Raw genomic sequence first — 10751 nt, 5'->3', positions numbered from 1 at the left:
TACGCCCCAGCTCCCGCCGGTAGGCTGGACTCACAATGCTTGACCTTGATCTCTCCGAGCAGATTCGTGCTCTGCGCTCCACGTTTGCCGACATTCGTGCTGTCGTTGACGTTGACCGTCTTTCTGCAGAGATTTCCCGTCTGAGCGAATTAGCGGAAGCCCCAGATTTGTGGGATGACACCGCTAATGCCCAGAAAGTCACCAGTGAACTCAGCCACCGCCAGGCCGAGCTCACCAAGATCAACAGCATCGAAGCGCGTCTCGATGATCTCGAAGTATTGATTGAACTGGCCAATGAAGCAGGGGATGAAGACTCGGCCAAAGAAGCTGAGGCTGAGCTCATCAGCATCACTGCAGTTCTTGGGGAACTCGAAGTTCAAACCCTGCTCAATGGTGAATACGATTCCTATCCTGCTGTGATCACTATTCGCTCGGGTGCAGGGGGTGTGGACGCCGCCGACTTCGCAGAGATGCTCTTGCGGATGTATCTACGCTGGGCTGAAAAGCACAACTACAAGGTCAATGTGCTCGATACGAGCTATGCCGAAGAAGCAGGTATCAAGTCCGCCACCTTCGAAGTAGATGCTCCCTACGCTTTTGGCACTCTCTCTGTAGAGGCAGGAACTCACCGCTTGGTGCGAATGAGCCCGTTCAACTCTGCAGGTAAACGCCAAACGTCATTTGCTGCGGTCGAAGTTGTGCCACTGATGCCAGAATCCGTGGCCATTGAGATTCCTGAAAATGACATTCGGGTGGATGTATTTCGCTCCAGCGGTCCCGGTGGTCAATCCGTGAACACGACCGACTCTGCTGTGCGCATCACCCACATTCCCACCGGTCTGGTGGTGAGCTGCCAGAACGAGAAGAGCCAGATCCAAAACCGAGCTGCAGCGATGCGCGTGCTGACTTCTCGACTTTTGCTTTTGCAGCGCGAGGAAGAGAACGCCAAGAAGAAAGAACTCGCAGGAAACATCACCGCCAGCTGGGGCGACCAGATGCGCAGCTATGTGCTCGCTCCATACCAAATGGTCAAGGATCTGCGTTCAGAATACGAAGTCAACAATCCCTCGAACGTGTTCGATGGTGACCTAGACGGATTTATCGCCGCGGGTATTCGCTGGCGTAAATCAGCAGACGCTAACTAGAAACTGGCGCAGTCTGACCTAAGTGCAGACGGGCAAACTCGAGAGTCTCCACCAGGAGCGCCAGACGCTCGTCCTCGGTCTTTGACTTGCGGGTGTTGACCTCGGCAACAACGTGACCATCCCAGTCCTGGGCTGCCAAGTGCTGAAGAACTTCGGCAACGGGTTGCTTGCCGTAGCCGGGGAGCAAGTGCTCGTCGAAGATGCGGTTGTCATCAGCTGCAGCAGAGCCGTCAGTGAGGTGAACGTGACGCAGGCGCTCGCCGTATTCAAGGGCAAGTTCGAGGCTGTCGTGGCCGGAAAGTGCTGCGTGGGAGAAGTCGAGGGTAATGGCATCACAGTCGAGCTCACGTGGGTCTGGACCAGGCGCATATGCCTGCATCTGGGAGTTTCGAACCTTCCAGGGGAACATGTTCTCCACGGCGATAGTGATACCGGTGTTTTCACTGGTTTGGCGCACGATGTCGAGGAACTTTTCGGCATAAGTGGACTGCCAGCGGAACGGTGGGTGAACCACCACGGTGCTGGCGCCGACGTTTGCTGCAAGCTCTGCAGACTTCTCTAGCTTGATCTGTGGATCACGACCCCACACGAAGTGGGTCAGAAGGAGTACTGGCGCGTGGATGGAGAGCACAGGCATCTCGTAGGTATCCATGAGCTTCTTGATTCCGTCGACGCTTTGCGTGACAGGTTCGCGCGTGACCATCACCTCAACACCGTCATAGCCAGCTTTCTGGGCAAAACGGAAGCCATCTTCACAGGCCAGGGGATATACGCAAGAAGCGCTCATACCAACTTGAATCATTTGTTCCAGCCTAGTTGTGCATCTGGGCACAAAATGGGCGTTTATCCCCAGCGCGCTGAGAGTTAACCGTGAGTGTGAACGTCGTAGACTTATCCCTATGCCAGAAAACGACATGAAGCCACGTAGTCGCGACGTAACAGACGGTATCGAGAAAGCCGCCTCACGCGGAATGCTCCGTGCTGTCGGCATGGGTGACGAAGACTGGAGCAAGCCCCAGATTGGTGTGGCCAGCTCTTGGAACGAGATCACTCCCTGCAACCTGAGCTTGGACCGCCTGGCACAGGCCTCCAAAGAGGGTGTTCACTCAGGTGGCGGTTACCCACTTCAGTTCGGCACCGTGTCCGTTTCTGATGGTATTTCCATGGGCCACGAGGGCATGCACTTCTCTCTTGTTTCTCGTGAAGTTATTGCTGACTCGGTTGAAACCGTCATGCAGGCAGAGCGCCTCGATGGTTCGGTTTTGCTTGCCGGTTGTGACAAGTCGCTTCCTGGCATGTTGATGGCAGCTGCTCGTCTCGACCTCGCATCTGTATTCCTCTATGCAGGAACGATTGCACCGGGCTGGGTTCGTCTCTCTGACGGCACCGAAAAGAACGTCACCATCATCGACGCTTTCGAAGCTGTGGGAGCCTGCAAGGCCGGCACCATGAGCGAAGAAGACCTCGACCGTATTGAACGCGCTATTTGCCCCGGTGAAGGTGCCTGTGGCGGTATGTACACCGCTAACACCATGGCTTCTGTTGCCGAAGCACTTGGCATGAGCCTTCCTGGCTCTGCTGCACCACCAAGCGCTGACCGTCGCCGTGATTACTACGCACACCGATCGGGTGAAGCCGTTGTTAACCTGATTCGTCAGGGCATCACCGCTCGCGACATCATGACCAAGAAGGCGTTCGAGAACGCTATCGCCGTGGTTATGGCATTTGGTGGTTCCACCAACGCTGTTCTCCACCTGCTTGCGATTGCTCGAGAAGCAGAGGTTGACCTCAAGCTCGAAGACTTCAACCGCATTGCGGACAAGGTTCCACACATTGGTGACCTCAAGCCATTCGGTAAGTACGTCATGAACGACGTTGACCGTGTTGGTGGCGTGCCTGTAGTCATGAAGGCTTTGCTTGATGCAGGCCTGCTGCACGGTGACGCTCTCACCGTGACCGGTAAGACTTTGGCTGAAAACCTCGCCGAGATGAACATTCTTCCTCTCGATGGTGAAGTGATTCGTACGCTGGACAACCCGATTCACGCTTCCGGCGGTCTGTCCATCCTGCACGGATCACTTGCTCCCGAAGGTGCTGTGGTCAAGACCGCAGGCTTCGACCTTGAAGTATTTGAAGGCCCCGCACGTGTGTTTGAGCGCGAACGCGCAGCAATGGATGCCCTCACCGAAGGCAGCATCAAGAAGGGCGATATCGTCCTCATTCGCTACGAAGGCCCCAAGGGTGGTCCCGGTATGCGTGAGATGTTGGCCATCACCGCAGCTATCAAGGGTGCGGGACTCGGTAAAGATGTTCTACTATTGACAGACGGACGATTCTCAGGCGGCACAACCGGACTGTGTATCGGACATATAGCTCCCGAGGCTGTTGACGGTGGACCCGTCGCCCTCGTGCGCGATGGTGATCTCATACGGGTCGATATCGCAGCTCGGACGCTCGACTTACTCGTCGACGAATCAGAGCTCGAAGCCCGCCGAATCGGCTGGGCTCCGCTCCCTCCGCGTTACACCCGCGGTGTACTTGCTAAGTACGCAAAGCTGGTGCACTCCGCATCCGAGGGTGCGATTACAGGGTAACGACGCCCCTTTCACTTTTCGCCTTCCAACTTAAGGGATTCACGATGTCTACGGAATCACTCCCCACTACGCCTGACGCGGCTTCCAACGCGCCTGTTATTTCAGGTGCTGAAGCAGTTGTGCGCACACTGGAACTCATCGGTGTAACCGATGTGTTCGGTTTGCCTGGCGGCGCCATCCTTCCGGTCTATGACCCACTGATGGACTCCAAGAAGCTGCGCCACATTCTGGTGCGCCATGAGCAGGGTGCTGGTCACGCTGCCCAGGGTTATGCCTCGTCAACCGGCAAGACCGGTGTCTGCATCGCTACTTCAGGTCCTGGTGCTACCAACCTGGTCACAGCTATCGCTGACGCGTACATGGACTCTGTGCCTCTGCTGGCTATCACCGGTCAGGTGTTCTCTCACCTGATGGGTACCGACGCTTTCCAGGAAGCAGACATTGTGGGTATCACGATGCCGATTACCAAGCACTCCTTCTTGGTCACCAAGGCGGAAGATATTCCTGCAACTATCGCTGCGGCGTATCACATCGCTTCGACAGGTCGTCCAGGTCCCGTTCTGGTGGACATCACCAAGGATGCACAACAGGCACTGGCACCTTTCATTTGGCCTGCAACCCTAGATCTGCCCGGCTACCGTCCGGTCACCAAGGCTCACGGCAAGCAGATTCAGGCCGCAGCTGACCTCATTGTGGAAGCAAAGAAGCCAGTCTTCTATGTCGGTGGTGGAATTATCCGCTCCGGTGCATCCAAGGAGCTCTTGGAGCTCGTCAACCTCGTTGGTGCCCCTGTGGTCACCACCTTGATGGCTCGTGGAGCATTCCCCGACAGCCACGAGAACAACTTGGGTATGCCCGGTATGCACGGAACCGTTCCCGCAGTGCTCGCACTGCAGGAATCAGACCTGCTGATTACTCTGGGTGCTCGTTTCGATGACCGTGTGACCGGCAAGGCGTCGCTGTTTGCGCCGAATGCCAAGGTCATTCACGTCGACATTGACCCTGCCGAAATCGGCAAGATCCGTGCGGCAGAAGTCCCTATCGTGGGTGACCTCAAGGATGTCATTGCAGACCTCATTGAGACCTACAAGGCAACCCCTGCTGCCAAGAGTGCAGACTTCACCGAGTGGTGGAGCACCCTGAACTCTCTGCGCAAGGAATACCCATTGGGTTATTCCGAACCAACCGACGGTCTGCTTGCCCCGCAACACATCATCACGCGTATTGGTGAATTGTCCGGACCTGAAGCGATTTATGCTTCCGGTGTGGGACAGCACCAGATGTGGGCTGCCCAGTTCATCAAATATGAGCGTCCTAATGCATGGTTGAACTCAGGTGGAGCAGGAACCATGGGTTACTCCGTGCCTGCAGCAATGGGTGCCAAGGTAGCTGAGCCTGACCGTGTGGTCTGGGCTATTGATGGCGATGGTTGCTTCCAGATGACCAACCAAGAGTTGGCCACCTGCACCATCAACAACATCCCCATCAAGGTGGCGATCATTAATAACTCGTCCCTGGGAATGGTTCGCCAGTGGCAGACCCTGTTCTACGACGGTCGCTACTCGAACACAGACTTGAACACAGGTCACGACACAGTTCGTGTTCCTGACTTCGTCAAGCTTGCTGATGCATACGGTGCCCTGGGCATTCGCGTCACCAAAGAAGAAGAAATCGATGCCGCCATCAAGCTGGCTCTCGAAACGAACGATCGCCCCGTGGTGATCGACTTCGTTGTGAGTGCTGACTCCATGGTGTGGCCTATGGTTCCTCAGGGTGTGAGCAACAGTTATGTTCAATACGCCAGAGACCATGCGCCAACCTGGGACACGGACGAGTAGGGGAGTAGCCATTATGAGCACACACATTTTGAGCCTCCTCGTTGAGGACAAGCCAGGTTTGTTGACCCGCGTTGCTGGTCTTTTCGCCCGCCGTGGCTTCAACATTGAATCTCTTGCTGTGGGTCACAGCGAGATTGAAGGCCTCTCTCGCATCACGGTTGTGGTGGACGTGGAGAACCTTCCCCTCGAACAAATCACCAAGCAGCTCAACAAGCTGGTCAACGTGATCAAGATCGTGGAACTCGACCCTGAGCAGTCTGTTGCCCGCGAGCACATGCTGATCAAGGTACGCGTGGATAACTCCACACGTTCACAGGTGCTGGAAGCTGTGTCGCTGTTCCGCGCCAGCGTGGTGGATGTTGCTGCTGATGCTCTCGTGATTGAAGTCACCGGAAACTCGGCAAAGATCGCTGCGTTCCTAAAGCTTCTCGAGCCTTACGGCATCAAGGAACTGGCTCAGTCAGGCCTTCTCGCTATCGGTCGCGGTAGTAAGTCGATTACTGAGCGCGTATTCAAGAACTAGTTTTTTAGATTTTCCAAACCTACAAACAAGGAGAAAACCCAAAGTGACTGAAATTCACTACGACAAGGACGCAGACCTCGAGCTCATCAAGAGCAAGAAGGTTGCTGTTATTGGTTACGGCTCACAGGGCCACGCACACGCACTCAACCTGCACGACTCCGGCGTTGACGTCGTTGTTGGTCTGAAGGCTGGCTCGAAGTCCATTGCCAAGGCAGAAGAGGCTGGCCTCAAGGTCATGACCACTGCTGAAGCAGCTGCATGGGGAGACGTTATCGTCATCCTGGCTCCAGACCAGTTCCAGCGTCACCTGTATGCAGATGATGTTGCTCCTAACCTCTCTGCAGGAAAGACCCTCATCTTCGGTCACGGTTTCAACATCCGTTACGGCTACATCACCGCTCCTTCGAACGTTGACGTCGCACTCGTAGCTCCTAAGGGCCCAGGTCACACCGTTCGTCGCGAGTACCTCGCAGGCCGTGGTGTTCCGGTCATCGTTGCTGTCGAGAACGACGCAACTGGCCAGGCATGGGACCTCGCATGGTCTTACTCCAAGGCAATCGGTGGTCTGCGTGCCGGTGGTATCAAGACCACCTTCACCGAAGAGACCGAGACTGACCTCTTCGGTGAGCAGGCTGTTCTGTGTGGTGGCGCTTCGCAGCTGGTCATGTACGGCTTCGAGACTCTTGTTGAGGCTGGCTACCAGCCTGAGATCGCCTACTTCGAGGTTTTGCACGAACTCAAGCTCATCGTTGACCTCATGTGGGAAGGTGGCATCGCCAAGCAGCGTTGGTCGGTTTCTGACACTGCAGAGTTCGGTGACTACGTTTCCGGTCCTCGCGTGATTGACCCTTCGGTCAAGGAGCACATGAAGGAAGTTCTCGCGGACATCCAGAACGGTGCTTTCGCAACCCGCTTCATCAACGACCAGGACGCGGGAGCTCCCGAGTTCCTCGCCCTCCGCGACAAGGGTGCATCGCACCCCATCGAGGCAACCGGTCGTAAGCTGCGCGAGCTCTTCGCATGGCGTCCACAGGACAAGGACTACACCGAGGGTTCTGCCGCTCGCTAGTCACTAGCTAAATGAGAGGATGCGCCACGCGCGTCACGTATGAGTACTCCAGAAGAAGATGCCCTCAGTTGGGCAGGCGACGATGATCGCCTGACAACGGGCTCTCCACTGAGTGCGAAGCGGGACGCGGGTGGCGCTTCTTCCGTTAAGAAGCCACGCTCCAAGGCAACTTCTGCAATTACAGAGGCAGCTGATGAGTCTCAGGGTCTGAGCTCAGCAGCACTCATTGGCTTTGGCATCTTTGGTGGCATCTACTTGCTGTTCTCAGTGGCGTGGTTGATTACCGCTCTGCGTAACCCCACACAAATTGCTGATGTTCTTGGCAATGCCATGTTCCAGTTCGGGCTTTGGCTTGCTGTGGCATCTCCAGCTATCTGGTTTGGTGCGGTGCTCTACCTCGGCAAAGACAAGAAGGTAGTAACCCGCCTCCTGTTCCTTCTGCTGGGTGTCGTCATTCTGATTCCATGGCCCTACGTTTCGTGGGCAGGCTAAACATGAACGAGAAAATGACACGTTCAGTCGGCGCATGGATCATTGCCGCTGTATTTGCCTTACTTTTCGCCTATGACGTGTGGGAAGGAATCGGCAATTTCATCGGTGTGATGTCTCAAAGTTTGTCCCTGGGAATCGGACTGAGTGTTTTCGGTTGGTTCGCGGTGATCTTCGGCATCATCGCGCCAGCAGTGCTCTTTTTCGGTGCCCTCTGGCTCACTCGCACGAAGTCGTTGGCACCTGCATTGGTGATCTACATTGTCGCGTTATCGATATCCGCGGTCATTGGAGTTGACTTGGCTCTCGGCACCAACGCATTCCTCATTTTCAGCGTGAATTAGCGCAAAACAGCCCCAAACCGCTCGGGTAGACTTGAACCTCCCGTGTGCTACAAAACCCAAGGAATTACATACTCGTGACTAAGCCCGTCGTCCTCATTGCTGAAGAGCTTTCTCCCGCCACTATCGAGGCTCTCGGCCCAGATTTCGACGTGCGGGTTGTAGACGGAACAGACCGTCCTGCGTTGCTCGAAGCAGTTCACTCTGCCAGCGCTATTTTGGTTCGCTCAGCAACTCAGGTTGACGCAGAGGTTCTTGCTGCAGCTCCCAACCTCAAGGTTGTGGCTCGTGCAGGCGTGGGCCTGGACAACGTTGACATCAAGGCAGCTACTGCTGCCGGTGTCATGGTGGTCAACGCCCCTACCTCCAACATCATTTCTGCGGCAGAACTGACCTGTGGTCATATTCTCAGCCTGGCCCGTCACATTCCTGCAGCTCACGCTGCCCTTGCCGAGGGTAAGTGGAAGCGCAGCGCGTACACCGGCACTGAGCTGTATGAAAAGACCATCGGCATTATCGGCCTGGGTCGTATTGGTGCGCTCATCTCTGAGCGCATGAAGGCTTTCGGTACCAAGGTTGTCGCATATGACCCCTACGTCACCTCGGCTCGTGCTCAGCAGCTCGGCGTCCAGCTCCTCTCGCTCGATGAACTCATTGAAACTTCTGACTTCATCACCATCCACATGCCCAAGACTCCTGAGACCACCGGCATGATCGGCACAGCTCAGTTGGCAGCGATGAAGCCCACCGCATATGTCATCAACGTGGCACGCGGTGGTCTCATTGACGAAGAAGCACTCTTTGAAGCATTGACCAACAACGTCATTGCCGGTGCTGGTCTGGACGTGTTTGTTTCTGAGCCACCCACTGGTTCACCTCTGCTTGGCTTGCCCAACGTCATCACCACTCCTCACCTGGGTGCGTCAACTGATGAGGCTCAGGAGAAGGCAGGCATCTCTGTTGCCAAGTCGGTTCGTCTTGCCCTCAGTGGTGAGCTCGTTCCTGACGCTGTCAACGTTGCTGGTGGTGTGATTGATCCCTACGTCCGCCCAGCTATTCCCTTGGTGGAGAAGCTTGGTCAGGTCTTCTCTGGACTGGCACACACCAGCCCACTCACCTCGGTAGATGTTGAGGTTCGCGGCGAGATTACCCAGTTCGATACCTCAGTGCTCAAGCTGGCTGCACTCAAGGGAATCTTCACCAACGTGGTGAGCGAAAGCGTTTCCTATGTCAACGCCCCACTGCTTGCTGAGCAGCGCGGCATTGAAGTTCGCACCCTGAGCGAAGAAGAATCTCCTGAATACCGCACCGTGCTCACCATTCGCGGTGCACTGAGCGATGGCACTCAGATCTCGGTTTCGGGAACCCTGGCTGGTATCAAGCAGGTTGAGAAGATTGTGGAAATCAACGGTTATGAAGTAGACGTCCCTATCGACGACCACCTTATTGTGATGCAATACATCGACCGTCCCGGAATCGTTGCCGTTTACGGCAAGGAATTCGGCGATGCCAAGATCAACATCGCAGGTATGCAGATTGCTCGTCAGAACCTTGGTGGCAAGGCGCTCTCTGTACTCACCGTGGACTCACCCGTTCCAGCATCACTGCTCGAAAAGGTTCGCAAGGCCATCGATGCAGACGTCATGCTCGAAGTAGACATCACCGAATAAGTCAGATTAATCCAAGGAACTCCCATGTCGCGCACACTCAAGCTCGCAGTCATCCCCGGTGACGGTATTGGCCCCGAGGTCATTGCTGAAGCAGTCAAGGTGCTGGACGTGGTTGCTCCCTCTGCTGACCTAGTTGTTGAGAAGACTCAGTTCTCTCTCGGTGCTGACCGCTACCTAGCCACTGGCGATGTGCTCAGTGACGAAGACCTGGCAGCGATTGCTTCGCACGAAGCTATCCTGCTCGGTGCTGTCGGAGGAAAGCCCGGGGATCCTCGTATTCCTGCAGGAATCATTGAGCGTGGTCTTCTGCTGAAGCTGCGCTTCAGCTTGGACCACTACGTGAACCTGCGTCCGACCACCATCTTCCCCGGTGTTGTCAGCCCATTGGCTAACCCCGGCAACGTTGACTTTGTTGTCGTCCGTGAGGGCACTGAAGGCCCTTATGTGGGCAATGGTGGTTCTTTGCGCCAGGGCACCGAGTTTGAAATTGCGAACGAACTCTCCGTCAACACCGCGCACGGTGTTGAGCGCGTTGTTCGCTACGCATTCGAGCTTGCTGCCAAGCGTGACCGTAAGAAGCTGACATTGGTTCACAAAACCAACGTTCTGGTTAACGCCGGTTCACTGTGGAGCCGCATCGTCGATGCAGTTGCTGCTGAATACCCTCAGGTTTCGGTTGACTACCTGCACATCGACGCCGCAACCATCTTCTTCGTCACTGACCCTGCACGTTTCGATGTGATTGTCACTGACAACTTGTTCGGTGACATTCTCACCGACCTTGCTGCTGCGATCAGCGGTGGCATTGGCCTGGCTGCAAGTGGAAATATCAACCCCACGAATGCATTCCCCAGCATGTTTGAACCCGTTCATGGCTCTGCTCCGGATATTGCTGGACAGCAGAAGGCAGACCCCACTGCAGCAATCCTTTCTGTGGGAATGTTGTTCGAACACTTTGGCTACGCCGAGGCTGCAGCTCGCATCAACGATGCTGTAGCTGCAGATCTTTCAGAGCGTGGCTCAACCACCCGTCGTACAAGTGAGATTGGTGACGCCATCGTCGCCCGTCTGTCCAAGTAGTA

The 10751-nt window shown here is 55.6% G+C and carries 10 protein-coding genes; 9 read left to right on the top strand and 1 reads right to left on the bottom strand.

Features of this window, described 5'->3' with window-relative positions:
* The first annotated feature begins 35 nt into the window (after nt 1-35).
* The gene (gene prfB, locus M2118_RS05320; RefSeq protein ID WP_280794897.1) at nt 36-1145 is read left to right on the top strand and encodes a peptide chain release factor 2; all 1110 of its coding nucleotides are present in this window, start codon (nt 36-38) and stop codon (nt 1143-1145) included.
* On the opposite strand, the gene M2118_RS05315 is transcribed toward prfB, so the two are convergent.
* Nucleotides 1138-1947: a sugar phosphate isomerase/epimerase family protein gene (locus M2118_RS05315; protein WP_280794896.1), complete on the bottom strand. Its 810-nt coding sequence runs from the start codon at nt 1945-1947 to the stop codon at nt 1138-1140. The two genes, prfB and M2118_RS05315, sit on opposite strands and share 8 nt — an antisense overlap.
* 97 nt (nt 1948-2044) lie before the next feature.
* Between M2118_RS05315 and ilvD the strand changes: the two genes are divergently transcribed.
* From ilvD to M2118_RS05275, 8 genes are all read left to right on the top strand, one after another.
* Nucleotides 2045-3739 (top strand): dihydroxy-acid dehydratase, encoded by a 1695-nt coding sequence (ilvD, locus tag M2118_RS05310; protein ID WP_280794895.1) that lies wholly within the window; start codon nt 2045-2047, stop codon nt 3737-3739.
* A gap of 44 nt (nt 3740-3783) precedes the next feature.
* The gene (locus M2118_RS05305) at nt 3784-5577 is read left to right on the top strand and encodes an acetolactate synthase large subunit (RefSeq protein ID WP_280794894.1); all 1794 of its coding nucleotides are present in this window, start codon (nt 3784-3786) and stop codon (nt 5575-5577) included.
* A gap of 13 nt (nt 5578-5590) precedes the next feature.
* Nucleotides 5591-6100 (top strand): acetolactate synthase small subunit, encoded by a 510-nt coding sequence (ilvN, locus tag M2118_RS05300; RefSeq protein WP_280794893.1) that lies wholly within the window; start codon nt 5591-5593, stop codon nt 6098-6100.
* Between the two features lie 43 nt (nt 6101-6143).
* On the top strand, nt 6144-7169 hold the full coding sequence (ilvC, locus tag M2118_RS05295; protein ID WP_280794892.1) for a ketol-acid reductoisomerase: 1026 nt from the start codon (nt 6144-6146) through the stop codon (nt 7167-7169).
* A 39-nt stretch (nt 7170-7208) separates the two neighbouring features.
* Nucleotides 7209-7661 carry a hypothetical protein gene (locus M2118_RS05290; protein ID WP_280794891.1) on the top strand — a complete coding sequence of 151 codons (453 nt, stop codon included), beginning with the start codon at nt 7209-7211 and terminating at the stop codon, nt 7659-7661.
* Between the two features lie 14 nt (nt 7662-7675).
* Nucleotides 7676-8002 carry a hypothetical protein gene (locus tag M2118_RS05285; protein ID WP_280794890.1) on the top strand — a complete coding sequence of 109 codons (327 nt, stop codon included), beginning with the start codon at nt 7676-7678 and terminating at the stop codon, nt 8000-8002.
* Between the two features lie 74 nt (nt 8003-8076).
* A complete protein-coding gene (gene serA, locus M2118_RS05280; protein WP_280794889.1) occupies nt 8077-9669 on the top strand; it encodes a phosphoglycerate dehydrogenase in 1593 nt (530 codons plus the stop codon).
* 24 nt (nt 9670-9693) lie between these two features.
* Nucleotides 9694-10749, top strand: a complete 1056-nt coding sequence (locus tag M2118_RS05275) for a 3-isopropylmalate dehydrogenase (RefSeq protein WP_280794888.1) — start codon at nt 9694-9696, stop codon at nt 10747-10749.
* Nucleotides 10750-10751 lie beyond the last annotated feature (2 nt).

The sequence above is a fragment of the Aurantimicrobium minutum genome (assembly GCF_029892845.1).
GTDB lineage: Bacteria > Actinomycetota > Actinomycetes > Actinomycetales > Microbacteriaceae > Aurantimicrobium > Aurantimicrobium minutum_B.
The sequence above is the reverse complement of the archived record's forward strand: the minus strand, read 5'-3'. Positions and strand labels throughout refer to the sequence as shown.

Bases quoted from the DNA above. Each gene is read 5' to 3' on its own strand.
- prfB (WP_280794897.1), top strand. From the start codon at position 36: ATGCTTGACCTTGATCTCTCCGAGCAGATTCGTGCTCTGCGCTCCACG.
- M2118_RS05290 (WP_280794891.1), top strand. From the start codon at position 7,209: ATGAGTACTCCAGAAGAAGATGCCCTCAGTTGGGCAGGCGACGATGAT.
- ilvN (WP_280794893.1), top strand. From the start codon at position 5,591: ATGAGCACACACATTTTGAGCCTCCTCGTTGAGGACAAGCCAGGTTTG.
- M2118_RS05275 (WP_280794888.1), top strand. From the start codon at position 9,694: ATGTCGCGCACACTCAAGCTCGCAGTCATCCCCGGTGACGGTATTGGC.
- M2118_RS05315 (WP_280794896.1), bottom strand. From the start codon at position 1,947: ATGATTCAAGTTGGTATGAGCGCTTCTTGCGTATATCCCCTGGCCTGT.
- ilvD (WP_280794895.1), top strand. From the start codon at position 2,045: ATGCCAGAAAACGACATGAAGCCACGTAGTCGCGACGTAACAGACGGT.
- M2118_RS05285 (WP_280794890.1), top strand. From the start codon at position 7,676: ATGACACGTTCAGTCGGCGCATGGATCATTGCCGCTGTATTTGCCTTA.
- M2118_RS05305 (WP_280794894.1), top strand. From the start codon at position 3,784: ATGTCTACGGAATCACTCCCCACTACGCCTGACGCGGCTTCCAACGCG.